Consider the following 26635-nt stretch of genomic DNA (forward strand, 5'->3'; position numbering starts at 1 on the left):
TCTATGCTAGCGTCCGGCCGCTTCGCGCGGAGAACCCCTCAGTCATCGTCATCATCGTCATCATCGTCGTCATCGTCGTCATCGTCGTCGTCGTAGTCGTCGTAGTCGTAGTCGTCGTCATCGTCGTCGCACTCCCACTCGCCGTCGTCCCACTCGCAGACCTCTCCGGAACCGCCGCCGGTGCCTCCGCCGGAGCTGCCACCCGAATCTCGAGCCGCAGGGACGGGCGCGGGCTTCTCCTGGAGTGAGGCGCTGCTCGTCGGCAGGTCCTCGGCATCGCGGCGGGTGACGGTGCCGTCCTCGTTCCGGATGAGGATCGAGCCTCCATCGCTGGACTCGGGGTCATCCACTGCGGGTGCGGTGGTCTCACCGACGCTGATACCCGGGCTCGTGGCGCCGTTGTCATCGGTCAGGGGCACGATGACGAAGGCGGCGGCGGCGACCAGACCGACGACGCCGACCAGAATGGGGGCCTGCACCGACTTCATGCCACCTACTGTTCCAACCGTGTGTGAATCGGCAGTGAAGCGGTGATGAGAGATCTCTCATTCACGCGACGAGGCGGTACCCGGAGCCTCGGACGGTCGCGATCGATTCGGCCCCGAGCTTCCTGCGCAGATACCCCACGTAGACATCGACCACATTGGACGCGCCGTCGTAGTCGTAGCCCCACACGCGCGACAGGAGCTGCTCGCGGCTGAGGACCTGCCCCGGGTGCTCGAAGAACATGAGTGCCATCGAGTACTCGCGTGCACTCAGCTCGACCTGCCGGGTGCCGGTATCGGTCGCGACCGCGATGGTGCGGGTGCGCACGTCCAGCGACAGATCGCCCGCCTCCAGCACGTCCGAGGCGGTCTCCGCGGACGCCGCTCCGTTCGCACCGACGGCTCTGGCCCGCAGCCGGATGCGCGCGAGCAGCTCCTCGAAGCGGAAGGGCTTCGAGAGGTAGTCGTCCGCCCCGCCCTCCAGCCCGTGCACGGTGTCCTCGACGGAGTCCCGCGCCGTGACGATGATGACGGGGATCGTCGATCCGAGTTCGCGCAGGTTGCGCAGGACGGTGAAGCCGTCCATCCGCGGCAGGCCGACGTCGAGCACGAGGAGGTCGAAATCTCCGCTGCTCGCATAGTCCAGTGCCGTGATGCCGTCGTCGACCACGGTCGGCGTGTATCCGCTGGCCTTGAGACCGCGCGCGACGAATCGTGAGATGCGCGGTTCGTCCTCCGCGACGAGGATCCTCATGCATGCCTCCTGGCATCGGGTGGGGGCTGGTTCGGGAACTGGGGTGGGCTCGATGGGACAGGCGGCACCTCCAGCAGCGGGAGGATGAGCGAGAAGTCCGAGCCGACCCCCGGTTGGGAATCGACGTGGACGCGCCCGCCGTGCCCCTCCGCGATCGCCCGGACGATCGACAGGCCCAGACCGCTTCCGGACACGGAACTCCCGGAGTCCACCTGCACGAACCTCTCGAAGATCGTATCGAGCCTGTCGGTCGGGATCCCCGCGCCCTCATCCCGCAGGCTGATGAGGATGCTGCGAGACCCCGCATCAGCGGTCCCGGGGAGCGGTCGACGGCCGATCGTCGTGACGCGCAGGCGGATGCGGGAGCCCTCCGCGCTGAACCGCACGGCATTCGCCGCGAGCTGGACGACCGCCTGGATGAGGCGATCGCTGTCCGCCAGCACGGTGCCGCGCGCATCGGACTCCAGCGTCCAGTCCCGCGTTCCCAGATGCTCGATGCGGGCCAGCACCCGCGATCCGAACTGCTCCAGGTCGACGGGTGCGGTGCGGATGAAATCGGGCCTCCGCGACTTCGCCAGCGTCGACAGGTCGGTCACCAGCTTGTCCATCCGCTCGACCTCCTCGAGCGCGATCTGCCGGCTCTCCGCCACGTCGTCGGGGTCCGTCGCGTCTGTGGTCTCGAACGTCCCGCGGATGATGGTGAGAGGCGTGCGCAGCTCGTGGCTCACATCGCTCATGAAGCGCCGCTGCTCGATGAATCCGTCGTCGATCCGATCCAGCATCGTGTTGAACGTGCGGGCCAGGGCGGCGACGTCATCGTCGGTCTCCGGGACCGTGACCCGCATCTCGAGGTCGTCGGGGGTGATGGACTCCGTCGCCTCCCGCAGTTCCCCCAGCGGGCGCATGAGCCGTCCGCTCACCAGGTATCCGGCGACCGCGGCGAGGAGCAGGACGCCGAACGACGTGGCCGCGAAGATCCCGGCCGACGTCCAGATCTCCTCCCGCTGCACGGAGATCCGGTTGGCGACGACGAACGTCCCCTCCCGGTCGTCTCCGCCGACGGATACGGAGGCCACCGCGGCACGATGCACCTCACCGTCGACGGTGAGGTCGACGAAGACCGTCCGACCGGGAACGCGGTGACGGCGGATCTGCTCGAGCACCGCTTGGTCGGAGAGGGAGTAGGGCAGGTCCTCCGGCTGGTAGCGCGGTGCTCCGTCCACCAGCGCGAGGACGGATTCGTACTGGCCCGGAACGACCGCCGCTGTGGCGGACTTCAGGAGCTCTTCGAGACCTGCGGGCGACTGGTCCATCGACTGCTGGGCGAGCAGTGTGAGCTCATCGATCTCCTGCCGCAGCTCCAGATCGACGCGATCCTCGAGCGTCTCGAACTGCGAGGTGTAGGTGACTGCGCCGGCGGCGGCGAGTCCCACGAGCATGAATGCCAGCATCATCGCGAGGACCCGTCCGCGGACGGTGCGACGCCCGGGCAGCACCGTCGACGACGAACGAGGCGTGTGCTCCGTTCCGCCGCTCTCATGCGTCATGCGCATCAGCATCGCCGATCGGTGCGAGATCGACAACTCCCGCTGACGCGCAGAGCGCCTCGCCCAGGATGGGAGAGGCGCTCTGCGGATTCGGAGCCTCCTATCGGATTCGAACCGATGACCCTCTGTTTACAAGACAGATGCTCTGGCCAGCTGAGCTAAGGAGGCGTACGGCGACCCAGTGTAGACGATGGGGCGGTGCGCCGCATGCCGCGGCGGTCGGCGGGCGTTCCCGCCGACCGCCGCGATAGCTTGGCCGGAGACTCAGCTCTGGCCGGAGGCGCGGATGAGGTCCGCCGCGAAGGTCTCGCGGTTCGACCAGTCGCCCTGGTACGGCTCACCGTCGATGGTGATGTGCGGGGTGCCCTGCAGGCCCTCGTCGTTCAGCGCATCCTGCGTGCTGCTCTCGACGTAGCGGTCGAAGGCGACCTCCGTCACGCAGTCGCGGACGGTCGCGGAATCCTCGTTGGCGACCTCCGCGTCGACGTCCACACCTGCCGATTCGGCGATCGACAGCAGCTGCTCGTCCTCCATGCCCGTCTGGCCCTCGCCCGGCTGCTGCGCGAAGAGCTCGAGCATCACATCGGGGAGCAGCTCCGACTGGCCGGAGTCCGCGATGCAGGAGGCCATGTTCGCCGACCGCGTCGAGTACTCGTTGCCGCCGGACTGGCGGTCGAGGATCGCGACGGGCTCGTACTCGAGCACGATCGAGCCGTCTTCGGCCAGGGTGCTGAGCGTCTCGCCGTTCGTCTCCTCGAAGGCCTTGCAGCCAGGGCACTGGAAGTCCAGGTACACCTTGACCACGGCCGCGCCCTCGGCGGCACCGGAGTCCGCTGCCGTCGGGAGGTCGGACACGTCAGCGCCCTCCTCCTCACCCGAGGGCTGCACTGCCTGGATCCCGTCCTCACCCGCCGCGAACGCGACGGTGCCGGACACCATCGCCTGCGGAGGCGCCACGGGTCGCGATGACTGCCAGACCAGCGTTCCGACGACGGCTACCACTGCCACTACTACCACGGCGATGCCGGCGTAGAGAATGGTCTTGACCGTCTTCTCCTTCTTCGCCTGCGCTGCGGCGATCTGGCGTGCCTGCTCCCGCGCGGTGTTGCGCCGGTCCTTGGGTGACGGATGATTCGCCATGGGCCCTCATGATCGTTGACATTTGAATTTTTACAGTACGAGGCTACAGCCCGGAGTCAGTCGACCACTGTCAGGTCGCTCACAGAACGAGTGGTCTCACAGTCCCGGCTCCGGAAGGACATCGAACGGGTTCTCCGACGATGGCCACCACACGGCGGACGCCCCGCTCAGCGCCGTCGTGAGTGCGAGGGCGGCGAGGACGACGAGCGCGATCGCCCATATCCCCTCCGCGCGCGGACTCCGCACCAGGGGCGCCACGAGCACCCGTGAGCCCAGACGCAGGTTCTGCGACCCGGGGCCCAGCCACAGGACCACGCCGAACACCAGTGCCGCAGTCCAGAGGGCCCATTCCTCATTGCGCCCCTCCGGTACGATCCCCACGACATCCAGCCACGCCAGCACAGCCGCTGCGGCTGCGGCGACGGTCGGGAGGATGAGGCTGAGGGTCGAGGTGAGGATCGACGCGAGAGCGGAGCCGGGAGCGCGGGCGACCGCTGACCAGCCTGACGCCGACTGCGGCCCGTACTCCACGAATCGGCGCCGCTGCGCGGCGTGGAGGCGCCCGGCGGTGCGGGCCACGACCTGCCACAGCAGCATGACGATGGCCACGAGCAGCGGTCCCAGCGCGGTGAAGGCGATCGCGAACAGGTTGAGCGCCAGCAGGAACCAGGCGGCGCCCGGCAGCCGTCGGCCCTGCGCGGAGTACGGCGAGTAGCCCTGCGCGTCGACAGGCCGGGCTTGGCCGTACGGCTGCATCTGTCCGTGCGGTCCCGGCTGCCCGGGACCGTGGGGACCACCGGCGTAGGCAGCTCCCACGTATCCGTTCGGCGAGGACTGTCCCTGCCGCTGACGCGCGGCCTCGTCGAGTGTGAGGGCGCCGTAGGGGCGCTCACCCGGCTGCAGTCCATATCCCTGACCGTGCTGCGGCGGGGCGGGAGGCGAACCGACCGGAGGACCTGCCATCGGCGGGCCGGCCGAGCCGACCGCGGCTCCGTGCTGCGGGCCTCCGGCTCCGTACTGCCCGGGAGGTCCGGCGGCCTGCTGGGCGACTGCGGGCAGGCCCACGGCGGTCTGCGGTGGACCGTGGTGCGCGCGCGGCTGTCCCGGATAGGCGCCGGCGGCCCCTATCGCATCCGCGCGGGGGATCTGCGCGCTCGTCCCGCCGCCCAGCTCCGGCACGCGTCCCGACTCGATGTCGACGAGCGCCTGCAGGATCATCGCTCCCGACGGGCGGCGCTCCGGCTTGGGCTCCAGGCAGGCGCGCAGGAGCGGCACGAACCGCGGCGGCACGTCGTCGAGGTCCGCCCGTCCCATCGCGACGCGCCCCAGCACTGCTTCGAGCGGACCGGAGCCGAACGGGTTCCGGCCGGTCGCGGCGAACACCATCGTCGCCGCCCAGCCCCACCAGTCCGTCTTCTCGCTGGACGGCTTGCCGTCGGCGATCTCCGGGCTGAGATAGCCGGGAGTCCCCATGACGAGCCCCGTCGCGGTGACCTTGACCTCGTCAGCGACCTGCGCGATGCCGAAGTCGATGACCATCGGTTCGCCGTCCATGATCATGACGTTCGCGGGTTTGAGGTCGCGGTGGATGACGCCTGCGTCGTGGACCGCGTTGAGGGCGTCCAGCAGGGCGTGGCCGAAGTGGACGAGTTCGTCCTCCTGGAACGGCCCATTCTCGCGCACATCCTCGGACAGCGTCGTGCCGTCGACGAATTCGGTGATGATGAAGGGACGGTCGGACTCGAGCTCTGCATCCAGCACCTCTGCGATCCGCGGGTGCTTGATGCGCCGCAGCGTCCGCACCTCGCGGGCGAGCCTGCGGCGCGCCGTCTCATCACTGGAGATGTGCGGGTGGAGCACTTTGACCGCGACGGGGCTGTTGCCGCCGTCGATCCCCAGGTGCACGACGCCCATGCCGCCCGCACCGAGCTCCTCGATCAGGCGGTATCCGCCCAGTTCCTCCATTCCCACGCGGCTAAGCTTAGAGGAGAGACCTGAAAGCACCCGGCCGGGCCGTTCGGCCGGCGTTCAGCAGGAGCTCGGGAGGAGTGCACCGCATGACCATCGACGGGACTCAGGATGAGACGTTCGACTTCGTCGTCATCGCCAACCGCCTCCCCGTCGACCGGGACATGTCGACGGAGCCGCCCACCTGGCGCACGTCCCCCGGCGGGCTCGTCACCGCTGTCGCCCCGGTCATGCAGCAGAACCGCGGCGCGTGGGTGGGGTGGGCCGGTGCGACCGACCAGGAGTTCGATCCGTTCGACCTCGACGACATGCACCTGGTGCCGGTCCCGCTGAGCTCCGAGGAGATCGTGCGGTACTACGAGGGGTTCTCCAACGCCACGCTCTGGCCGCTCTACCACGACCTCATCGTGCATCCGGAGTACCACCGCACCTGGTGGGACGACTACGTGCGGGTGAACGAGCGGTTCGCGGAGCGCGCCGCACGCGTCGCGTCTCCGGGTGCGACGGTCTGGGTGCACGACTACCAGCTGCAGCTGGTGCCGGCGCTGCTGCGTGAGGCCCGCCCGGACCTCGCGATCGGGTTCTTCAACCACATCCCGTTCCCCGGCTGGGAGCTCTTCGCGCAGCTGCCCTGGCGGTCCCAGGTCCTCGAGGGCCTGCTGGGCGCGGACCTCATCGGCTTCCAGCGGGCCGCGGACGCCGCGAACTTCCGCCGTGCCGTGCGCATCAACCTCAACCGCTCCACGAAGGACACCGCGATCACGGTGCCGACCGCTGACGGCGAGCGCGAGTCACACGTCGCCCACGCCCGTGCCTTCCCCATCTCGATCGACACGGAGGAGCTGGACCAGCTCGCACGGGAGGAGCGGATCGTGGCGCGGGCCCGGGAGATCCGGTCCGAGCTGGGTGATCCCGACGTGCTCATGCTCGGCGTCGACCGGCTCGACTACACGAAGGGCATCCGCCATCGCATCAAGGCGTTCGGCGAGCTGCTCAACGACGGCAGCATCCTGCCCGGCGAAGCCACACTCGTGCAGATCGCGACGCCCAGCCGTGAACGGATCGAGCAGTACCGGCAGATCCGCGACGACGTCGAGCTGGCGGTCGGCCGCATCAACGGCGAGCACTCGACGCTCGATCACCAGGCGGTGCACTACTTCCACCATTCCTACCCCCGCGATGAGATGGCTGCGTACTACCTCGCCGCGGACGTCATGCTGGTGACAGCGCTGCGCGACGGCATGAACCTCGTCGCGAAGGAGTACGTCGCATGCCGAACGGACGACGACGGGGTGCTCGTGCTCAGCGAGTTCGCCGGTGCCGCCGAACAGCTCACCCAGGCGGTCACCGTGAACCCCTACGACATCTCCGGACTCAAGGCCCGCATCCTCATGGCGGTGCGCATGCCCGACGCGGAGCGCCGTCGCCGCATGCGCGCGATGCGCCGCAAGCTGCGCACCGAAGACGTGCGACGCTGGTCCGCTGACTTCCTCGGCACGCTCCGCGGGCTGGCCGCCGCGCGCCAGGGAACCGCGCCGGCCGTCATGCAGCGGCCAGTCGTCCCTGATCACCCCACATCCTCGGAGACCGCTCAGTGACCCTCGCCCTCCGCCCGCCCGTCATCCCGCCGGACGCCCTCGACATCACCGCGATCAGCTCCGCGCACACTCTGCTGGTCGCCCTCGACTTCGACGGGGTCATCGCCCCGCTGCAGGACGATCCGGACTCGTCCGCTCCCCTGCCGGCCTCCGCGGACGCGGTCGTGGCGCTGGCGGCGCTGCCGCACACCCCGGTCGGGTACATCTCCGGGCGGAACATCGACGTGCTGCAGGACCTGTCGAATGCCCCCACCGGCGCGATCTTCATCGGCTCCCACGGCCTGGAGACGGATTTCTCCGCACTCGATCCGTCGAACGGGAGCACACCGAACGGGAGCACATCCGCGACCGCACCCGCCGCGGACGGTCTCCCCCGGTACTCCACTCCCCTCACCGCAGCGGAGGCGGACACGCTCGCGCAGCTGGACGCCGCGTTCGAGTCGATCCGTTCCCGGACCCCCGAAGCCGGGCACGGCGAGCTGCGGATCGAGCGGAAGCCGCTGGGCCGCACGGCGCACACCCGCGGCACGAGTGCGGAGCGAGCGGCCTTCTTCGAGGCGGAGCTCACCGCCCTCGCGGCGCGGATGCCGCAGCTGCGCAGCTTCGCGGGACACGCGATGACCGAATTCGCGGTGCGCATGGAGACGAAGGGCCATGGCCTGGCGCGCATGCTCGAGGCGACGGGCGCGGACGCCGTCGTCTTCCTGGGCGACGACACCACCGACGAGGACGCGTTCGCCTACCTGAACGACCGCACCGACATCGCGTCGCTGCCGGTCAAGGTGGGCACGCAGGCCACGTGCGCGCCGTTCCGCGTCGCCGATCCCGAGGCCGTCTCCACCTTCCTCGCCCGGCTCGCCGCGGACCGCGGCCGGCACCTCGGCGGTGGTTCCACGGGGACCTCCGGTCCCGTCAGCGCTTCGTGACCGGACGGACGGACGCGCGGAGCACGAGCTCCGGCACCACCCGGTAGTGCGCGGGCACCGACGGCGAGTGCCCCGCATCGCGCTGGCCGATGATCCGCCGCAGCTCGGACACCGCTGATTCCGCGAGCTGCGTCCAGTCGTAGGTGACCTGCGACATCGGTGGGTCGAGCACATCGGCGTCCGGCAGATCGCCCACCGTGAGCAGCGACAGGTCCTCCGGCATGTGCAGCCGTGCACGCGCTGTGGCCTCAAGGAAGCCCAGGGTGATCGCGGGCGACGAGCTGATGGCGGCGGTGATGCCCTGGGCGAGCAGGACCTCGGCGGCGTGGGCGCCCGCGAGCTGGCCCTCGCGCGTGATCTCGACGGGGGCCTCGGCGCGGGTCGCCTGCACGTGGAGCGTCTGGGCGACCGCCTGCCGGAACACGTTCGCGCGCGATTCCGCCGCGGAGTTCTGGACGACGGCGAACCCGATCCGGCGGTGGCCCATGTGCGCGAGGTGGCGCACCGCGGTCTCGATGCCGCTCGACGCATCCAGCACGAACTGCGGCAGGCCGGAGTGCGGCGCGTTGGAGATGCGCACGACGGGCATCCCCGCTGCGGCGAGCCGCTGCGATTCACTGCCTGCGTCAGCCCCGCCCAGGACGATCGCTCCGGCGACTCCGCGCGACGCGAACGCCGTGGCGGGGTCCAGCCCATCGCCCGCCGCAGCGGTCACCGCGATGTCCCCCAGCTCGAAGATGCGGCGGTTGAGTGCGAGCGCGAGCGTGGCGTAGGGGTCGACGTCCGGACCCACGAGCGCGTTCGAGACGACGGCGATGAGCCGGGCGCCGCTCGCCGTATCCGGGTTCGTCGCCGGCGGCGGTTCGACGCCCAGGCTGCGCAGTGCGATCGACACCGCTCTGCGCGCGTCCTCGGACACTCCTGGCCGGTCGCGCAGGACGCGCGACACCGTGGAGAGGGAGAGCCCGGAGGCCTCCGCGATGCGGGCGAGCGTGGGGCGGCTCATCGCAGCACCGCCGTCGTCGAGCGGCGCGCCACGAGCATCGGTCGGAAGGTGGGAGGGACCGCGGGGAGCCCGTCGCCCGGCATCCCCAGCACGGTGCGTGCGCCGGCGACCAGCGCCTCGGCCATGGCCTCGGCGTCGAAGCCCAGCACCGTGGCGGGAGGACGGGTGTAGCGGACGGTGAGCGAGTCGCCCAGACCCACCGCGGACAGGTCGCGGGGAACCGCGAGGCTGCGCTGCCGGATGCCCTGGAACACCCCGTAGAGCTGCAGCCCGGACTGCACGATGACAGCCGTGCACGTGAGGTCCTTGAGGCGCAGCGCGGCGTCGGCACCGCCGGAGACCGATTTGGGGACCGGTGCGATCCAGTCCTCGAGCGAGTCGTTGAACCGCGCCATCGGATGCTCCGCGAGGAACCGGGCGCGCAGCTGATCGGCGAGCACTCCGGAATCGTTGCAGATGAGGCCGATCCGCCGGTGTCCGATCGCGGACAGGTGGTCGAACGCGAGAGACAGCGCACCGGTGAGATCGATGCGGGCTGCGACGAGCTCGTTGGGGTGGGGCCGGCGGTCGTCGGTGTGGCTGGCACCGGCGAAGCGCACCACGGGGATGTCCATCTCCAGCGGCGTGAGCATGGGGGTGATGACGAGCGCCGCACCCGCGTCGACGACCGCCAAGACCTCCGACAGGTCCGCACCGATCGCCGGGGTCGCGGTGAGGACTCCGCGCTGCTGCAGAGCGGAGTCCACGCGGCTGAGCACGTCGAGCTGCCAGTGCTCGGGGCGTGCGGGGACGCACACCGCTGCCAGCGGGTGCTCCGTGCTGCGCAGCAGGGTCGAGCGCGAATACCCCAGGTCGGTCATCGCGGTGCGGACGCGGGCAGCTGTGGACTCCGCCACCGGGCCGCGGTCGTTGAGGACGCGCGACACGGTCGACAGGGAGACCCCCGCCCGCTCCGCGATGTCCTCGACCGTGACGCTCATACCGCCATCCTAGGGCGCGGAGCACTCCTACCGGCATGCGGACCGGAGTCGCGCGGATGGTCCGGGATGGCGGATGATCGAGGTGTCCGCACCCCGGACGCCTCCGTTCAGAAAGGGCCCCAACCGTGTCAGATCTGCCGAACATCCCGTCCCTCTTCGACCTCGCCGATCGCACCGCCGTCGTGGTCGGCTCCGCGTCCGGCCTGGGCCGTGCCACCGCGGTGGGGCTCGCCGACGCGGGTGCGCACGTCGTGTGCGCGGACCTCAACACGCACGGCGCCCAGGAGACGGCGCAGATCATCGCCGATCGCGGCGGCCGGGGCGAGGCGGTCGCCCTCGACATCACGTCGACGGAGAACGTCGAGGCCGTTGCGGAGCAGTTCGCCGACGCCCACGTGCTGGTCATGACCCCGGGCTTCAACGTGCGGAAGAAGATGGCCGCGACGACGGACGAGGAGTTCGACCGCGTCATCGACATCAACCTCAAGGGCACCTACCGGCTCATGCGTGCGTTCGGCACTCGGATGGCGGAGCGAGGACGGGGTTCGATCGTCACATTCGCAAGCTTCCGCGCGCTCGTCATCGAGCCCGGCCAGGGTCTGTACGCCGCGGCGAAGGCGGGAGTCGTCCAGCTGACGAAGACACTAGCCAGCGAACTGGGCGGATCCGGCGTGCGCGTGAACTCCATCCTGCCCGGACCCTTCGAGACACCGCTCACCGAGCAGATCAAGGCCGACCGCGAATGGTGGGACGCCTACGCGGAGAAGGGCACCCTGGGCCGCTGGGGCGTCCTGCACGAGATCGCGGGACCGGTCCTGTTCCTCGCATCGGACGCGTCCTCGTACGTGACGGGCCATTCGCTGCTGGTGGACGGCGGCTGGATGGCGCAGGACGGGCGGTTCACCCCGCGGGTGTGAGACCGCCTGGAAGTGAGCGGGCGGGGACCGGACGTGAGCCACGCGTGATCCGGACGCGATCGGAGGAGCGGGGATGACAGCGACGAGGCTCAGACACAGGGAACCCGTGCTCCGGGCCCTCGACCTCGCGATCGTCATCGTGGCCGTTCTCACCGTCATCGGCCCACTGTTCTACGACATGCCCGTCATGGACGCCCCGCAGACCTTCGTCAACGCCTTCCCGGCTGTGGTGTCGGTCTTCGCGCTGGCGCCGGCCGCTGCGGTGCTCCTGCCGCAGCGGTGGACGCGAATGGTCAGGACGACGAGACGCCTGGTCGCTGCCGTCGCCGCCACCCTGCTGTTCCTCACAGCGGTCGTGCCGTCGCTCGCGGTCGCGGAGGCGGGCGTGCTGGCCCTGATGCTCGCGCTGATGTGCTGGACCGCGGTGGTCGCCTCAGAGATAACCGCGCGCGCGGCTCCCACCGCCGTCAGCACGCGCCCACCCGTGTGGGTCATCGTCGTTCGGGTCCTCACGGGAGTCGCGCTCGCGCTGCCATTCCTCGTGGGTCTGCCCCTGACGCTGCCGCCGTCCTACCCGCTGTGGTGGACGCCGTGGGCGGTCGGCATCCCGTGGATCCTCGTGTGCGCGGCGCTCTGCTGGGGCCTCCGGTGGTCCTACGCCGTGATCGGAGCGCTTGGAGCCGCGCTCATGGTCTTCGCGCTCTCCGAGTCGATGCACTCAGTGCTCATGACGTGGACGACCGGTGGGCTGCTCCTCGCCGTGGGCGCTGCCAGCTGGGAGCTGTCACGGCGGAGGTGACCAGCACCCGGTCACAGCAGCCACCCCTCCCACGTGTCGAGCCACCAGCTTTCATCAGACCGCATATGAAAGAAGTCATGCGGTCTGACGAAAGCTGGTGGCTGACGGTTATCCCAGGGCTGGAGCCAGCGTCAGCTCTTCGCCGGAGCGAACCTCGGCAGTGCCGCCTCGCCGTCCGTCTCGTGGAAGACGACCGTGACGGGCAGCCCGATCCGCAGGTCGGCCTCGTCGACGTCGACGATGTTCGTCATCATCCGCACGCCCTCCACGAGCTCGACGTACGCAAGCACGTAGGGCGGGCCGCCGGCGTAGGCGCCCAGTCCGCCGCGGCGCACGACGGTGAAACTGTGGATCTCTCCCCTGCCGGAGGCCTCCTCCCACGTCACGTCGAGCGTGCCGCAGTGGGGGCAGAACTCGCGCGGGTACCAGGTGGGCTCGCTGCAGGCGTCGCAGCGCGTGAAGAGGAGCCGCCCCTGGGTCGTCGCCTTCCAGAAGCCTGCGGTCTCCGCGCTGATGGGTGGGGTGGGCGCCGGCAGCTCGCTGCCGATCCGTGCAGCAGCCCCCGCCGCCGAGGTCGTCGTCGCGTCGGTCATCATGCCTCCCGTCCGAGGATGAGCGTCGCAGAGCCCATCCGGGTTCCCAGTGATCCGCCCGTGCCGTGGGCCAGTGCGATGTCGCAGTCAGGGACCTGCACCGCTGGGTGGGCCTCGCCGCGCAGCTGGCGGACGGCTTCGAGGATCTTCGTCATGCCGCCGCGGTTGACCGGGTGGTTATTGCACAGCCCACCGCCGTCGGTGTTGAACGGCAGACCGCCGTCAGGTGCGCGCAGAGCGCCGGAGGCGACGAACGCACCGCCCTGCCCCTTGGGGCAGAAGCCCAGGTCCTCGAGAGTCTCGATGACGGTGATCGTGAACGAATCGTAGATCGAGGCGTAGTCGATGTCCGCGTGGGTGACCCCGGCCTCGGCGAAGGCCGCCGGTCCGGACCACACTGCGCCGGTGTGCGTGAGGTCGATCCTGCCGCCTGCCGCCGTCTTGGGCGCCTCACCGTGGCCCAGCACCGGAACGGACTGCCGCTCCAGCCGCTTCGCGACCGCAGGGCTCACGACGACCACTGCGCCGCCGCCGTCGGTGATGACGCAGCAGTCCAGCCGGTGCAGCGGGTCTGCGATGAGCGGTGAGTTCAGGACGTCCTCGACCGTGACGACCTTCTGCAGCAGCGCGTTCGGGTTGTGCTGCGCGTGGTGGGAGGCCGCGACCTTGACCTCCGCGAGCTGCTCCGCCGTGGTCCCGTACTCGTGCATGTGACGCTGCGCGGCGAGCGCGTACATCGCAGGGGTCGTCGTGCCGAAGACGTTCTCGAACGCGAACTCCGGTGCACGGTCGGTCACCGCGCCCGCTGCGAGACCCTGGAGCGGAAGGCCCGCGAGCGTCACGAGTGCGACCTCGCACTTGCCCGCCGCGATCGCTGCGGCCGCGTGGCCGATGTGCGCCACGTAGGACGAGCCGCCGATGTCCGTCGAATCGACGTACTTCAGGTTCAGCCCCATGTAGTCGGCCATCGACAGCGGGCCGAAGCCGGGAGCGTCGCCCGCGCAGAAATACGCGTCGACGTCCGCGAAGGTGAGACCTGCGTCCGCAAGGGCGCCCGCGGCGACCTCTGCGTGGATGCGCTGGATGGACGTATCGGGGATCTTCCGCAGGGGGTGCTCGAACGCCCCCGCGATCATCGCCTGGCCGCGAATGCTCACGCACCGACTCCTAGTGATCGATCGTTCAGTATCTGACGATCGTAGCGCACGCCCGAGCCGCGGTCAGCGCTTCTTCTCACCCCGCGCACGAGCGTCCTCAACCCGCCGCGAAAACGTGTCCGCTCACTTAACGAGTGGACTTAACACGTGACCTACTCGAAGAAGTCCTCGTCTACATCCACCAGCTCATACGTTCGAGCAACCTGAACACCCACCTTGTACTTGATCATGAGATCCGTGAGGCGCTTTGCGTTGATCAGCACGATGTTCGTCGAAATCGACTGAGCATAGGCCCGGGCGTTCGGGGTGAAATCACTCGTCGTGATGAACACTCCACGTGTCGCCACCCTTCCAGCCAGCGCACCGATGAACGCCTGTATCGTCTCGCGACCGATGTTGTTTCCCGCCGCGTATCGCTTCGCCTGCACGTAGATCTGATCAAGACCCAAGGGATCCTGATCGATAACCCCATCCACCCCGCCATCTCCGGTCCCACCGATCCGCATGCCGCGCTGTTCAGCGCCCCCGTAGCCCATCGCAAGCAGGAGTCTTACCACCGCTTCTTCAAAGAACGCAGGTTCGGAAGCGCGCAAGCGTTCGAGCAGATCGCCCGCGACCGTCGCATGGATCAGATCGATGCCACCCTGGATCTGTTCCTCGGGCGACGTCTCCACCTCCTCCGCTGAGGACACAGTCACGTCGGAGAGAATCTGGCCGCCACTGGCCGACGTGTCGGGCCAGTAATCCTTGAACAGCTGATTCGCTTCAGAAAACGACAGCTTCGCGTTCGGATTCTGTGCGAGCCACGACTTTCCACGCTCCGTGATCGCATACGTCGCGCGTACAGGTCGTTCGAGCCACCCTGCTTTGAACATGTGGGAGACGGCCCAGCCGGCCCGGTTATCAGCACGAGATTCTCCAAAGGAGATCGTCTCCGCGCGCGCACCTTCAGAAAGTCCCAGTCGGTCCTGCGCAGCAGCTAGAATCTCGCGGCGCTTTCGTGGTTGACCGTCAACCAGCACCTCGAGTACCGGCACAAGGAAGTGTGGCCATATCGGAACCTGTGATGCCTGCCTCTCGTCAGTCACAACTCACCTTCCAAAACACACATCGGCATTTGAAAGAAGACATCCACGCCTTCTCAGCGCTTCTTCTCACCCCGCGCACGGGCGATCTCGTACAGGCTCACCGCAGCCGCGACACCGGCGTTGAGCGACTCCGTGGACGACACGATCGGGATCGACACGATCTGGTCGCACGCCTCGCGCACCAGGCGGGACAGGCCCTTCCCCTCGGAGCCGACGACGATGCAGACCGGCGAGTCCGCCAGTGCCAGGCCCGGCAGCGAGACATCGCCTTCCATGTCGAGGCCCAGCACGAACACGCCCTGCTTCTTGAGGCTCTGCAGCGTGCGCACCAGGTTGACCACCTGCGCGACCGGGATGCGGGCCGCCGCACCGGCGGATGTCTTCCACGCCGCCGCCGTCATCGACGCCGCCCTGCGCTCCGTCACGATGACGCCGTGCCCGCCGAACGCTGCGGTCGATCGCACGATCGCACCCAGGTTGCGGGGGTCGGTGATCTCGTCGAGCGCCACGAGCAGCGGCGTCTCCAGCCGGCTCTTCGCCGTGTGCAGGAGATCCTCCGGCTGCGCGTACTCGTACGGCGGCACCTGCAGGGCGATGCCCTGGTGGATCGCATCGTTCGTCAGCCGGTCGAGGTCCTGCTTGCTCGCCTCGAGCATCGCGATCCCACGGTCCGCCGCGAGGGAGATGGACTCCTTCACACGGTCATCGGCCTCTGTGCGCGACGAGACGTAGAGAGCCGTCGCCGGCACCCCCTCGCGCAGCGCCTCGACGACGGAGTTGCGGCCCGCGACCGTGTCCGGTCCGGACTCGCGCTTGCGCCGGCGGGACTGCCGGGCACGCTGCTCCTTCTCCTTCTCGTGCTCGTTCTTGAAGGCCTTGTGGTAGACCCGGTCCTCCGCCTTCGGAGTGGGGCCCTTCCCCTCGAGCTTGCGGCGGCCCAGGCCGCCGGTCCCCTTCTGGGGGCCCTTCTTGGACTTGCGGACTGCTCCGCTGCGTGGCTTAGGTGGCATGGTGTCTCCTCTTCCGAGGGTTGATTGAGAAAGTCGTCATGGCGGCTCGAGCGGCGCGCGGCCGCGTCAGTCCCGAGCCAGGTCGTAGCGGTAGCCATCCGGGGTGTCCTCGATGAGGACGCCAGCCTCCCGAAGTCGGTCACGGAGGGCGTCCGCGGTCGCGAAGTCCTTCACCGCCTTCGCGTCGAGCCGCTGGTGCGCGACGAGGTCGACCAGGCTGTCGAGCGCCGCCCGCACCGGATCGTCGTCGCCGGAACCCTCCGTCGCCGAGGCCCCGTCCGCCTGACCGGCCCACGCCGGGTCGGTGGGGTTCACCCCGAGGATGTCGAGCATCAGCTCGACCTGCGCGAGCAGCTGCACCAGCTGCGCGCGGTCGGCGTCGCCGAGTCCGCCGACCTTCGCCGCGGCGACCAGCTTCGACCCGTCGCGCACGGTCGAGAACACGACGGACAGGGCCCGTGGGATCGACAGGTCCTCATCCATCGCCACCGCGAACTCGTCGGGCACATCCGCGACGCGGGAGTCGTAGCCGACCGCGGCCTCGGGCGCGGCGGGTGCCTCCGCACCCAGCACCTCCCGGGCACGCGCCACGAATCCGGCGAGCTTGTCGTAGGCGGTCCGCTGCTTCTCGATGAGTTGCGGCGAGAATTCGAGCGTCGACCGGTAATGGGCCGTGGACAGGAAGTAGCGCAGAACGGCCGCCGGGAACGCCTCGAGCAGGTCGTGCGCGAACACGGAGTTGCCCAACGACTTCGACATCTTGTCGCCGCCCACGTTGAGCAGCCCGGAATGCATCCAGATGCGGGCGAAGGCATCGCCGGCGGCATTGGACTGGGCCATCTCGTTCTCGTGGTGCGGGAAGCGCAGGTCGAGCCCACCGCCGTGGATGTCGAACTCCGCACCCAGATACTTCGTCGACATCGCGGAGCACTCGATGTGCCAGCCGGGCCGGCCGCGTCCCCAGGGAGCCCCCCACGACGCGGTGTCCGGCTCGCCCTCCTTGTGCCCCTTCCACAGCGCGAAGTCGCGGACGTCGCGCTTGCCGCGGGGATCCGCGTCAGCGGCGTCCGCCATGTCGTCGACGCTCTGGTGGGTCAGTGCTCCGTAGTCCGCCCACGACCGCACATCGAAATACACGTCCCCGGACCCGTCGTCCGCCGCGTAGGCGTGCCCTGCCTCGATGAGCCGGCCGATCAGCGCGATCATCTCCGTGATGTGCCCTGTCGCACGCGGTTCGTACGTGGGCGGCAGGACGTTCATCGCCTCATAGGCCCGGGTGAACACCCGCTCGTAGTGATAGGCGTGGGCCCACCACTCGCGCTCCTCCTCGACGGACTTCGTGAGGATCTTGTCGTCGACGTCCGTCGTGTTGCGCACGAGCGTCACGCGCAGACCGCGGTAGGTGAGCCAGCGACGCAGCTGATCGAAGACGACCGCAGAGCGCATGTGCCCGATGTGGGGCGCTCCCTGCACTGTGGCACCACAGACGTAGATCCCCACCTCGCCGTCACGGACGGGCTCGAGGGGGATCAGATCTCCGGTGGCAGTGCTGTGCAGTCGTATCACGTCCGTAAGTGTACCGAGAGGACCGCACACGGGGCTTGCCTCGCGTGCACTCATCAGCGCCGAGAGCGCTTCCCGACGGACCCAGGCGCACCCAGCGTGCGAAACTTACACCATTCGCGGTGATCTGCGCCACACTTGAGGCACTATTCACAGTGAGTGCCCGGTCGCGACTTACACTTCACACCTCAGTGCAAAGTCGCACTCAGACGAAAGGATCACACTTCATGTCGTCGGCACAGCAGGCACCTGAACGCCAGGTGTTCGTCAGCCGCTCAGCCTTCATATTGGCCGCGATCGGATCCGCGATCGGACTGGGGAACATCTGGCGCTTCCCCTACGTGGCCTATGACAGCGGCGGCGGCGCCTTCATCATCCCCTACCTCATCGCACTCCTGACGGCAGGCATCCCGCTCCTGTTCGTGGTCTACGCGATCGGCCACCGGTCGCGCTCCTCGGCTCCGCTGGCGTACCGGTCCCTGCACCGGGCCGCAGAGCCGATCGGCTGGTTCAAGACCGGCATCGCGACCCTCATCGGCATCTACTACGCCGTGATCGTCGGCTGGGCGGTGTCGTACACCGGCTTCTCCTTCACGCAGGCGTGGGGCGACGACGCCGAGGGCTTCTTCATCGCGGAGTACCTCCAGCAGAACGGCGAAGCCGGACTGTCAGGCGACTTCGTCCCCGGCGTGATGATCCCGCTCATCATCGTGTGGGTCATCTGCCTCGTCATCCTCTACGCGGGTGTGCAGAGCGGCATCGCGCGGTTCTCCAAGATCTTCGTGCCGCTCCTCGTCGTCGTCTTCGCGATCATGGTCGTCCGCGCGCTGTTCCTCCCGGGAGCCGCCGCAGGACTCGACGCGCTGTTCACTCCGGACTGGTCCGCACTCTTCGACCCGTCGGTCTGGGTCGCCGCCTACGGACAGATCTTCTTCTCCCTGTCGATCATGTTCGGCATCATGCTCACCTATGCCTCGTACCTGAAGCGGAAGACGAACCTCACAGGCTCCGGCCTGGTCGTGGGCTTCGCGAACTCCGGCTTCGAGATGCTCGCCGGAGTCGGCGTGTTCGCCGCACTCGGGTTCATGGCCCACACTGCGGGCACGGGTGTGGACGAGGTCGTCAGCAACGGCGTGGGCCTGGCCTTCATCGCGTTCCCGACGATCATCAGCCAGATGCCCGGCGGCGCGATCTTCGGCGTCCTGTTCTTCCTCACGCTGATCTTCGCCGGGCTCACCTCGCTCGTTTCGATCATCCAGGTCCCAATCGCCGCGATCGCGGACAAGACCGGCATCAGCGAGCGGACCTCGACGGTGATCGTGGGTGGCCTCATGGCCGTCGTCTCGATCCTCATCATGCCCACGGCCACCGGCCTCAGCGTGTTGGACACAATCGACGCGTTCACCAACAATATCGGCATCGTCGGCGTCGCGCTCACCGCCATCATCGCGGTGGGCTGGCTGCTGGTCGGCCTGCCGCAGCTGCGGGATCACCTCAACGGCGTCTCGTCGTTCAAGGTCGGCCGCACGTGGATCGTCTTCGTCTCCGTCGTCACTCCGATCGTCCTGGGCTTCATGCTCATCCAGCAGATCATCACGTTCGCGCAGGAAGGATACGAGGGGTACCCGACATGGCACCTGCTGCTGTTCGGCTGGGGCCTCATCGCGGCACTCGCATACGTGTCCTTCCTCATCAGCATCATCCCGTGGCCGAAGAAGAGTCTGGCACGCGTCGAGCAGGCGCGGGCAGAGTTCGAAGCTGAATCCGGGACCGGGGGCGACACCACTGCGACCGGCGAAGGGAACCCAGCCGCATCCACTGGAGGTGAGAAGGCATGAGCGCAGCAGCCGTCATCATGATGGTCCTGTCACTGGGCACTGTCTGGGGAGGTCTGGTGTGGTCGATCCTGCACCTGCGTCGCCACCCGGATCCAACCACGGGCGAGGTCGACTGACCTCTCCCCACCGCCCGGCGATCGCCGGACGACCGCGCCCGAGGCCGGGGCCGGGTGCCGCATCCGCGGTGCCGGCCCCGGCCTCGGCGCATTCCGGCCCGTCTCCCGCGCCACCCCCGCCCCTCACTGTCCAATCCCAGCCGCCGTCGATAGGCTGGCGGTGACCCGTTCCCGCACACCCCACCTGGGGTGTGGTCGAAAGGAGCCTCATGCCGTCAACGGTCAAGGGAGTCATCTCCCGCTCGAAGGGCGCTCCCGTAGAGCTTGTCGACATCGTCATCCCGGACCCCGGTCCCGGTGAGGTCGTCGTCGACGTGAAGTCCTGCGGAGTGTGCCACACCGATCTGCTCTTCCGCGATGGCGGGGTGAGCGACAACTTCCCGTTCCTGCTCGGGCACGAATCCGCGGGTGTCGTCTCCGAGATCGGCGAAGGCGTCACCGACGTCGAGGTGGGCGATTTCGTCATCCTCAACTGGCGCGCGATCTGCGGCATCTGCCGTGCGTGCAAGCGCGGTGAGCCCTGGTACTGCTTCGACACCCACAACGCCACGCAGAAGATGACCCTGGCCGAGGACGGCGCAGAGCTCGAGGCAGCTCTGGGCATCGGATCGTTCGCGGAGAAGACACTGGTCGCCGCCGGGCAGTGCACGAAGGTGCAGGAATCAGACCCAGCCGTCGTGGGCCTCCTGGGCTGCGGCGTGATGGCCGGCATCGGCGCGGCGATCAACACCGGCGGCGTCACGCGCGGCCAGTCGGTCGCCGTGATCGGCTGCGGCGGTGTGGGCATGGCATCGATCGTCGGCTCGAGGCTTGCAGGCGCCGGCACGATCATCGCGATCGACCGCGACCCGAAGAAGCTCGACTGGGCGAAGGAGCGCGGGGCCACGCACACGATCGATTCGTCGGACCTCGACGAGGACGGCGTCGTGAGCGCGGTCCAGGAGCTCACGGGCGGATTCGGCGCGGACGTCGTCATCGACGCCGTCGGACGACCGGAGACCTGGCGCCAGGCGTTCTACTCGCGCGACCTCGCGGGCACCGTGGTGCTCGTGGGCGTGCCGACCCCGGACATGGAGCTGTCCGTACCGCTGCTCGACGTGTTCGGCCGCGGTGGCAGCCTCAAGTCCTCCTGGTACGGCGACTGCCTGCCGGAGCGCGACTTCCCGATGCTCGTGGATCTGTACGAGCAGGGCAGGCTGCCCCTGGACGGCTTCGTGACGGAGAGGATCGGAGTAGACGGGGTGGAAGAGGCGTTCTCGAAGATGAAGCAGGGTGACGTCCTGCGATCGGTGGTGGAGTTCTGATGAGTGCACGCATCGAGCGGATCGTCACGTCCGGCACGTTCTCCCTGGACGGCGGCACATTCGACGTCGACAACAACGTGTGGATCATCGGCGACGACTCCGAGGTCATCGTCATCGACCCCGCGCACGACGCGCAGGCCGTCGCGGCCGCCGTGGGAGAGCGGAAGGTCAAGGCCATCCTCCTGACCCACGGGCACGACGACCACATCCGCGCGGTCTACGAGACGCAGGAGGCGCTGGGTGGTCCGGCGATCCACCTCAACTCCGACGACCGCGTGCTGTGGGACATGGTCTTCCCCGACCAGAGTCCCGACAAGGTCATCGAGCCGGGCTCGGAGTACATCGTGGCGGGAGTGCACCTCAACGCACTCCACACCCCAGGGCACTCCCCCGGGTCCACCTGCTTCTACGTGAGCGAATCCCTGCGCATCCCGGAGGACGTCCTGCCGCAGGGCGCAACGGATTCGAGTCCCGTCCTGTTCTCCGGGGACACGCTGTTCCAGGGAGGTCCCGGCGCGACGGGCCGTTCGTACTCGAGCTTCGAGACGATCGTGGCGTCAATCTCCGAGACGCTCTTCGAACTGCCCGGCACCACAGTCGTCCTCACCGGTCACGGTGACGCGACGACGATCGGCAGCGAGATGCCGCACCTGCAGGAATGGCTGGACCGCGGAGAGTGACGTGCGGGTTGTGAACTGCTGACTCCGACCTGCGGGCTCCGACCTGCCGGCTCCGGTCAGCGGACGCTGCGCCCCCTTCTCCGGTGGATCCGTCCACTGGAGGAGGGGGCGCGGTGATTCACGGGGCGCACCGTGTCCGGGAAGCTCCCCTGCCCTAGGATCAGGGCTGTGAAGAACCAGCCTGCGAACAGCGAACCGACCGGCTCCTCGGCGCCAGCGGACGACCAGACGTCGTCACCCGGCGCGTCGGGCGGCGGACTCCGCGCCGCGATGCGTCCTCGGCATCTCATCATGATGAGTCTGGGATCCGCGATCGGCGCCGGACTCTTCGTGGGGTCCGGCGCCGGCATCGCCGCCGCGGGACCGGCCGTGCTCGTGTCCTACGCCATCGCCGGCCTCATCGTCATCGCGGTGATGCGGATGCTCGGGGAGATGGTCGCAGCGGACCCGAACCCCGGCGCGTTCTCCTACTACGTGGGCAAGGCACTGGGCCCGTCCGCCGCGTTCGCGGTCGGCTGGCTGTGGTGGATCACCCTCTGCCTCGTCGTCGCCGCGGAGGCGACCGCCGCCGCGCAGATCATGGCGGGCGTCGTGCCCCTGTTCCCGCAGTGGGGCTACGCGCTCGCGTTCATGGTGCTCTTCACATGGATCAACCTGTGGGGCGTGAGGAACTTCGGCGAGTTCGAGTTCTGGTTCTCCTTCATCAAGGTCGCGTTCGTCTTCCTGTTCCTCGCCCTGGGAGTGGCGTTCCTGCTGGGGTGGACGCCCGCGGACAGCCCCGGCCTCACGAACATCACGGAGACCTCGTTCATGCCCAACGGGATAGGCGGGATCGCTGCGGGCCTGCTGGTGGTGGTGTTCGCGTTCGGCGGCATCGAGATCGTGGCCGTCGCCGCGGCGGAGACCGCGGAGCCCCAGCGATCCATCCGCTCCGCGACCCGCACGATCCTCTGGCGGATCCTGCTCTTCTACATGGGCTCCGTGGGCATCATGGTGCTCGCACTGCCGTGGGACGACCCGTCCCTGCTCGAGAGCCCGTTCGTCGCCGTCCTCAACCGCGCCGGACTCCCCGTGCTCGCCGCGATCATCGGCATGATCATCGTCGCCGCGCTGCTGAGCTCGCTCAACGCCAACATGTACGGCGCCTCGCGCATGTTCTACTCGCTGGCGCAGCGCGGGATGGCGCCCCGCCGCATGGGCGGCCTCAATGAGCGCGCGGTGCCGTCGCTGGGCGTGTGGATGTCCGTCGCGTTCGGCTTCGTCGCCGTGCTGCTGAACTACTTCTGGGCCGAGGCGGTGCTGGGGCTCCTCCTCAACATCGTCGGCTCCACACTCATCGTCACGTGGCTGTCCGCGATCATCGCCCACCTGATCCTGCGCACCCGCGCGGAGAAGGCCGGTGAGGAGCTCCCGCTGAAGATGTGGCTGTTCCCGTACCTGTCGTGGGCGACGCTCGCGGGGCTCGTCGTGATCATCGTGCTGGGCTTCACGGTCCCCGACGTCCGCACGCAGCTGCTCCTCACGTTCGCCCTCTTCGCCGCGCTCCTGGTCCTCGGACGCTTCGCGACCCGACGGGGAGTGCAGTCTGCCGACCATGCGGTGAGCAGCCCCAAGCGCTCGCGGCTGGACGTCGACGAGGGCTGAGCCACTCCGCGCCTCAGCCCATCGGCACGACGAGTGCCGTCGCGATCGCGGCGGCGCCCTCTCCCCTGCCGGTGAGTCCCAGTCCGTCGGACGTCGTGCCCGACACGGACACCGGAGCGCCCACGGCCTCGCTCAGCACCCGCTGGGCCTCGTCGCGGCGGGTGCCGATCTTCGGCCGCACGCAGACGGCCTGGACGGACACGTTGCCGATCTCGAAGCCTGCCGCCCGGACCAGCCGGGCCGCCTCTGCCAGCAGCACCGCGCCCGAGGCCCCCGACAGCTCCGGACGGTCCGTCCCGAAGTGCGCCCCCAGGTCACCGATGCCGGCAGCCGCGAACAGCGCATCGCAGCAGGCGTGGGCCACGACGTCGGAGTCCGAGTGGCCCTCCAGCCCTGCCTGCCCCTCCCAGAGCAGTCCGGCCATCCACATGGGCCGCTGCGGGTCGGTCGAGAACGCATGCACGTCCACCCCCGCTCCCACCCGGGGCAGCCGCACGGCCGAAGGGACCTCCGGAGAGGGGCCCTGCGGTGAGGGGACCCCGGGCGCCGGGACAGGTGCATCGGTCATTCGATTCTCCTTCGTGCATGATCTGGAGTGCGGGCTGCGGCAGTGTCCGGTGTCGCGTCGAGATCACCCGTCACGTACAGCTCTGCGATGCGCAGGTCGATGGGGTGGGTGATCTTGAGTGCGGCCTCGTCACCGGGCACGCCGACGACGGCGATGTCGAGGCGCTCGACCAGCCCCGCATCATCGGTGGCGGAGGCATCCGGGTCCGTGCGCTGGAGATCGTGTGCGGCCACCAAGACGTCCCGGACGAAGCCCTGAGGGGTCTGGACCCGGCGCAGGGCGGTGCGATCGAGGTCGCCGACGACGGTACCCGCATCCGTCGCGGTCTTCACGGTGTCAGTCATCGGCAGCACGGGGACGACGGCCGCGGCACCCTCCGCCAGTGCCGCGACGACGCGGTGGTAGACAGACGCAGGGGTGAGGCAGCGCGCGGCATCGTGGACGAGCACCAGGTCCGCCTCCGGCACGACCGCCAGTGCTGCGGCGACGGACACCACTCTGTCGGCACCGCCCACGACGACGCTGATGGGGACCGAGGCTGAGCCTGAGACCGGGGCTGAGCCTGAGACCGGGACTGAGTGCGCACCGGAGCCGTCCGGGTCGTCCGCGTCGTCCGCTGAGCCGGCGGGGGCCTCGGCGGCGGTCTCCGCGATCCGTCGTGCGTCCTCGACCAGCGAGGACGGAGCGGCGATGACGATCGCGTCGATCACGCCTGAGCGCACGGCGCCTTCGACCGCGTGGGCGAGCAGTGACCGTCCGGCCAGCGGCACGAACGCCTTGGGCACCCCGGCAGCCAGCCGGGTGCCGGACCCCGCGGCGGGGATGAGGAGCACCGTAGACACGGGATCAGGTCTCACGCGGGGAGATCCAGAGACCCTCTGCTCGCACGCGCACGACGTCGTCGCAGAGGATCTCCGCCTCCATGAACTTCTTGCGACCCTCCACCCGGGCGATGCGGCCGCGCACGGTGAGCGGCTCCCCCACAGGCGTGCCTGCGTCGTAGTTCAGCGTCAGTGAGCGGGTGAAGGAGCGCTTCTCCGCGTTCCAGTTCGCAGCATGGCCCAGTATGTGATCGATGAGCAGGGCCACGATTCCTCCGTGCACACGGCCGGGAGGGCCCTGGTACTGGAGCGGCAGTATGAGGTCGCACCGGTAGTCGTCCCCGTCCGGCACGATGCTCATGGGCGGCGCGATCGGATTGCGCGCGGACGACGCGGGGGTGATGTCGCCCGTGATGTGGTTGGGCGTGGTGTGCGGGTCCTCGACGGTGACGGCGTGCGGCGCTGCGGCCGCCCGCGTCAGCTGCTCCGCGATGCCGGCGACCTGCCGGGCGAGTGCGTCCGTGTCGTCTTCGGTGACGAGTGCGGTCATGAGCTCACGGCTGAGCCGCGCGGTGAGTTCCGTGAACGGGGCGATGGGTGACGGCGTCATGTGGTCCTCGGTGTCAGTGCGGGGGTCGGTGCGGGTGCGGCATGCGAACGGCCGACCACCTGGTGGGGTGATCGGCCGGTGCGCTCCGCCGCGGGGGCGGATGGGGGGACGTCAGGAGGCGAGGACTTCGTCGAGCATCGCCTCTGCCTCCTCCTCTTCCTTCTTCTCCGCCAGTGCGAGTTCGGACACGAGCACCTGCCGTGCCTTCGCGAGCATGCGCTTCTCACCGGTGGACAGTCCGCGGTCCTGCTCGCGGCGCCAGAGGTCGCGGACGACCTCTGCTACCTTGATGACATCGCCGGACTGGAACTTCTCCAGGTTCGCCTTGTAGCGGCGGGACCAGTTCGTGGGTTCTTCCGTGACTTCCGCACGAAGGACCTGGAATACCTTCTCCAGGCCCTCCTCACCGACGACGTCCCGCACACCCACGAGGTCGCAGTTCTCAGCGGGGACCTCGATGACGAGGTCGCCGTGTGACACCTGCAGCTTCAGATAGAGCTTCTCCACTCCCTTGATCGCGCGAGTCTTGATCTCCTGGACAGTCGCAGCCCCGTGATGGGGGTAGACGACGGTGTCGCCGACCTGAAATGCCATATTCTGTGAACCCCTTTCGCAGTACCCAAGTCTAACATGTGACGCGCCGCAGAAATGATGCGGTTCACATGAACAGAATGATAAGGTCCGGCGTTTCTCGCCATGCGGACACGCGCGCGATCGCCGCCCTCGTCCGGCGGAGCACCCCTGTGACCTGCGGAATCCATGGTTCTGCCAGCGGAATCGCAGCGAGTTCTACGTCAGGTCGAAAGAGCGATAGGATGACTGCGAAGTTCCGTGTCGTCGTACCGTCCAAGGAGCCCGGATCGTGAAGAAGAGGACCGCGCGCCTGACTGTGGCCGCAGCCGCGATCGCAGCCATCGCACCCCTCAGCGGCTGTGCCAACATGCTGTCCGCAGATCAGACAGCGAACTATGAGTACCACGGTGGTGACGGCGCTTGGTCCCGCGAGGACCTCGAGGGCGTCGACATCCGGGGACTGCTCCTCCTCCAGAGCGAGGAGGGCGACGCCCAGGTCTTCTACACCGTCATCAACGGCGCCGATGAGCCCCGCGACGTGACGCTCGAAGTCGGTCCGGAGACCTACAACCACACGGTGGAGCCGGACGAGGTCGTGAGCCAGAACCCGGAGAACCCCGCATCGGACGCCGAACCGGCGATCATCAGCGGTCTCGATGAAGAGGTCGGCTCCCTGTTCGACGTCGAGGTGACGGTCGGCAGCGAATCCGAGACGATCGCCGTGCAGGTGCTCGACGGCTCGCTCCCCGAGTACGCGGACCTCGTCCCCACGAGCGGCGCGGAAGAGCCCACGACGGATCCGACGGAGGAAGGCGCAGCTGCAGAGGGCGCCGAAGGCACCGAAGGAGCTGCGACGGCCGGAGGCTGAACCAGACGCCACGCATGAGGAAGGGCTCGGAAGGATCACTCCTTCCGAGCCCTTCGTCGTGAGGCTGCGGGGTCTCGTGAGG

26 protein-coding genes and 1 tRNA gene are annotated in these 26635 nt (G+C 68.7%); 10 read left to right on the forward strand and 17 right to left on the reverse strand.

Annotated elements, in window-relative coordinates; translation table 11 throughout:
- Nucleotides 1-38 precede the first annotated feature (38 nt).
- The 6 genes from FM105_RS12720 to FM105_RS12745 all read right to left on the reverse strand — a co-directional run bounded on the left by FM105_RS12720 (nt 39) and on the right by FM105_RS12745 (nt 5891).
- A complete protein-coding gene (locus FM105_RS12720; protein ID WP_087008822.1) occupies nt 39-488 on the reverse strand; it encodes a hypothetical protein in 450 nt (149 codons plus the stop codon).
- Between the two features lie 61 nt (nt 489-549).
- Nucleotides 550-1239, reverse strand: coding sequence for a response regulator transcription factor (locus FM105_RS12725; protein WP_087008824.1), 690 nt, complete (start codon nt 1237-1239; stop codon nt 550-552).
- A complete protein-coding gene (locus FM105_RS12730; protein WP_087009221.1) occupies nt 1236-2786 on the reverse strand; it encodes a sensor histidine kinase in 1551 nt (516 codons plus the stop codon). Before FM105_RS12730 ends, FM105_RS12725 begins: the two co-directional genes overlap by 4 nt.
- Nucleotides 2787-2880: 94 nt before the next feature.
- Nucleotides 2881-2954, reverse strand: a tRNA-Thr gene (locus FM105_RS12735).
- Nucleotides 2955-3050: 96 nt separating this feature from the next.
- Nucleotides 3051-3926, reverse strand: coding sequence for a DsbA family protein (locus FM105_RS12740; RefSeq protein WP_087008826.1), 876 nt, complete (start codon nt 3924-3926; stop codon nt 3051-3053).
- A gap of 96 nt (nt 3927-4022) precedes the next feature.
- Complete coding sequence (locus FM105_RS12745; RefSeq protein WP_256970424.1) at nt 4023-5891, reverse strand: serine/threonine-protein kinase; 1869 nt, start codon at nt 5889-5891, stop codon at nt 4023-4025.
- Between the two features lie 92 nt (nt 5892-5983).
- On the opposite strand from FM105_RS12745, the gene FM105_RS12750 reads away from it, so the two are divergent.
- Together FM105_RS12750 and FM105_RS12755 are read left to right on the forward strand one after the other, a co-directional pair.
- A complete protein-coding gene (locus tag FM105_RS12750; protein ID WP_087008830.1) occupies nt 5984-7492 on the forward strand; it encodes an alpha,alpha-trehalose-phosphate synthase (UDP-forming) in 1509 nt (502 codons plus the stop codon).
- Nucleotides 7489-8418 carry a trehalose-phosphatase gene (locus tag FM105_RS12755; protein WP_179207188.1) on the forward strand — a complete coding sequence of 310 codons (930 nt, stop codon included), beginning with the start codon at nt 7489-7491 and terminating at the stop codon, nt 8416-8418. Before FM105_RS12750 ends, FM105_RS12755 begins: the two co-directional genes overlap by 4 nt.
- Here FM105_RS12755 and FM105_RS12760 read toward each other — a convergent pair.
- Both FM105_RS12760 and FM105_RS12765 read right to left on the reverse strand, forming a co-directional pair.
- Nucleotides 8405-9424: a LacI family DNA-binding transcriptional regulator gene (locus tag FM105_RS12760; protein WP_087008834.1), complete on the reverse strand. Its 1020-nt coding sequence runs from the start codon at nt 9422-9424 to the stop codon at nt 8405-8407. The genes FM105_RS12755 and FM105_RS12760 overlap by 14 nt on opposite strands.
- Nucleotides 9421-10404 (reverse strand): LacI family DNA-binding transcriptional regulator, encoded by a 984-nt coding sequence (locus tag FM105_RS12765; protein WP_087008836.1) that lies wholly within the window; start codon nt 10402-10404, stop codon nt 9421-9423. The genes FM105_RS12760 and FM105_RS12765 overlap by 4 nt, the downstream gene beginning before the upstream one ends.
- Before the next feature lie 125 nt (nt 10405-10529).
- On the opposite strand from FM105_RS12765, the gene FM105_RS12770 reads away from it, so the two are divergent.
- Together FM105_RS12770 and FM105_RS12775 are read left to right on the forward strand one after the other, a co-directional pair.
- The gene (locus FM105_RS12770) at nt 10530-11321 is read left to right on the forward strand and encodes an SDR family NAD(P)-dependent oxidoreductase (protein ID WP_087008838.1); all 792 of its coding nucleotides are present in this window, start codon (nt 10530-10532) and stop codon (nt 11319-11321) included.
- Nucleotides 11322-11394: 73 nt separating this feature from the next.
- A complete protein-coding gene (locus FM105_RS12775) occupies nt 11395-12120 on the forward strand; it encodes a hypothetical protein (RefSeq protein WP_087008840.1) in 726 nt (241 codons plus the stop codon).
- A 131-nt stretch (nt 12121-12251) separates the two neighbouring features.
- Here the strand turns inward: FM105_RS12775 and FM105_RS12780 are convergent, their stop codons facing one another.
- From FM105_RS12780 to cysS, 5 genes are all read right to left on the reverse strand, one after another.
- Entirely contained in the window at nt 12252-12713 is a 462-nt protein-coding gene (locus FM105_RS12780; protein ID WP_256970395.1) for a Zn-ribbon domain-containing OB-fold protein, read from the reverse strand.
- A complete protein-coding gene (locus tag FM105_RS12785) occupies nt 12713-13870 on the reverse strand; it encodes a thiolase domain-containing protein (protein WP_087008844.1) in 1158 nt (385 codons plus the stop codon). The genes FM105_RS12780 and FM105_RS12785 overlap by 1 nt, the downstream gene beginning before the upstream one ends.
- A gap of 152 nt (nt 13871-14022) precedes the next feature.
- Nucleotides 14023-14958: a restriction endonuclease gene (locus FM105_RS12790; RefSeq protein WP_087008846.1), complete on the reverse strand. Its 936-nt coding sequence runs from the start codon at nt 14956-14958 to the stop codon at nt 14023-14025.
- A gap of 53 nt (nt 14959-15011) precedes the next feature.
- Entirely contained in the window at nt 15012-15968 is a 957-nt protein-coding gene (gene rlmB / locus FM105_RS12795; RefSeq protein WP_087008848.1) for a 23S rRNA (guanosine(2251)-2'-O)-methyltransferase RlmB, read from the reverse strand.
- Nucleotides 15969-16034: 66 nt separating this feature from the next.
- The gene (gene cysS / locus FM105_RS12800) at nt 16035-17588 is read right to left on the reverse strand and encodes a cysteine--tRNA ligase (protein ID WP_087008849.1); all 1554 of its coding nucleotides are present in this window, start codon (nt 17586-17588) and stop codon (nt 16035-16037) included.
- A 170-nt stretch (nt 17589-17758) separates the two neighbouring features.
- Here cysS and FM105_RS12805 point away from each other — a divergent pair, with 170 nt between their 5' ends.
- The 5 genes from FM105_RS12805 (at nt 17759) to FM105_RS12825 (ending at nt 23113) form a co-directional block, all read left to right on the forward strand.
- Entirely contained in the window at nt 17759-19369 is a 1611-nt protein-coding gene (locus tag FM105_RS12805) for a sodium-dependent transporter (protein ID WP_087008851.1), read from the forward strand.
- On the forward strand, nt 19366-19485 hold the full coding sequence (locus tag FM105_RS12810; RefSeq protein WP_087008853.1) for a methionine/alanine import family NSS transporter small subunit: 120 nt from the start codon (nt 19366-19368) through the stop codon (nt 19483-19485). Before FM105_RS12805 ends, FM105_RS12810 begins: the two co-directional genes overlap by 4 nt.
- A 209-nt stretch (nt 19486-19694) precedes the next feature.
- On the forward strand, nt 19695-20789 hold the full coding sequence (locus tag FM105_RS12815; RefSeq protein ID WP_087008855.1) for an S-(hydroxymethyl)mycothiol dehydrogenase: 1095 nt from the start codon (nt 19695-19697) through the stop codon (nt 20787-20789).
- A complete protein-coding gene (locus FM105_RS12820; RefSeq protein ID WP_087008857.1) occupies nt 20789-21469 on the forward strand; it encodes an MBL fold metallo-hydrolase in 681 nt (226 codons plus the stop codon). Before FM105_RS12815 ends, FM105_RS12820 begins: the two co-directional genes overlap by 1 nt.
- A gap of 270 nt (nt 21470-21739) precedes the next feature.
- Nucleotides 21740-23113: an amino acid permease gene (locus FM105_RS12825; protein WP_087009222.1), complete on the forward strand. Its 1374-nt coding sequence runs from the start codon at nt 21740-21742 to the stop codon at nt 23111-23113.
- 13 nt (nt 23114-23126) lie between these two features.
- Here the strand turns inward: FM105_RS12825 and ispF are convergent, their stop codons facing one another.
- The 4 genes from ispF to FM105_RS12845 all read right to left on the reverse strand — a co-directional run bounded on the left by ispF (nt 23127) and on the right by FM105_RS12845 (nt 25706).
- Nucleotides 23127-23681 carry a 2-C-methyl-D-erythritol 2,4-cyclodiphosphate synthase gene (gene ispF, locus FM105_RS12830; protein WP_087008858.1) on the reverse strand — a complete coding sequence of 185 codons (555 nt, stop codon included), beginning with the start codon at nt 23679-23681 and terminating at the stop codon, nt 23127-23129.
- Nucleotides 23678-24538, reverse strand: a complete 861-nt coding sequence (locus FM105_RS12835) for an IspD/TarI family cytidylyltransferase (RefSeq protein WP_256970397.1) — start codon at nt 24536-24538, stop codon at nt 23678-23680. Before FM105_RS12835 ends, ispF begins: the two co-directional genes overlap by 4 nt.
- The gene (locus tag FM105_RS12840; protein ID WP_087008864.1) at nt 24528-25112 is read right to left on the reverse strand and encodes a PaaI family thioesterase; all 585 of its coding nucleotides are present in this window, start codon (nt 25110-25112) and stop codon (nt 24528-24530) included. The genes FM105_RS12835 and FM105_RS12840 overlap by 11 nt, the downstream gene beginning before the upstream one ends.
- Nucleotides 25113-25223: 111 nt before the next feature.
- On the reverse strand, nt 25224-25706 hold the full coding sequence (locus FM105_RS12845) for a CarD family transcriptional regulator (protein ID WP_087008866.1): 483 nt from the start codon (nt 25704-25706) through the stop codon (nt 25224-25226).
- A 268-nt stretch (nt 25707-25974) separates the two neighbouring features.
- Here FM105_RS12845 and FM105_RS12850 point away from each other — a divergent pair, with 268 nt between their 5' ends.
- The gene (locus FM105_RS12850) at nt 25975-26553 is read left to right on the forward strand and encodes a hypothetical protein (RefSeq protein WP_087008868.1); all 579 of its coding nucleotides are present in this window, start codon (nt 25975-25977) and stop codon (nt 26551-26553) included.
- Nucleotides 26554-26635: the final 82 nt, after the last annotated feature.

Source organism: Brevibacterium yomogidense, from assembly GCF_900163715.1.
GTDB lineage: Bacteria > Actinomycetota > Actinomycetes > Actinomycetales > Brevibacteriaceae > Brevibacterium > Brevibacterium yomogidense_A.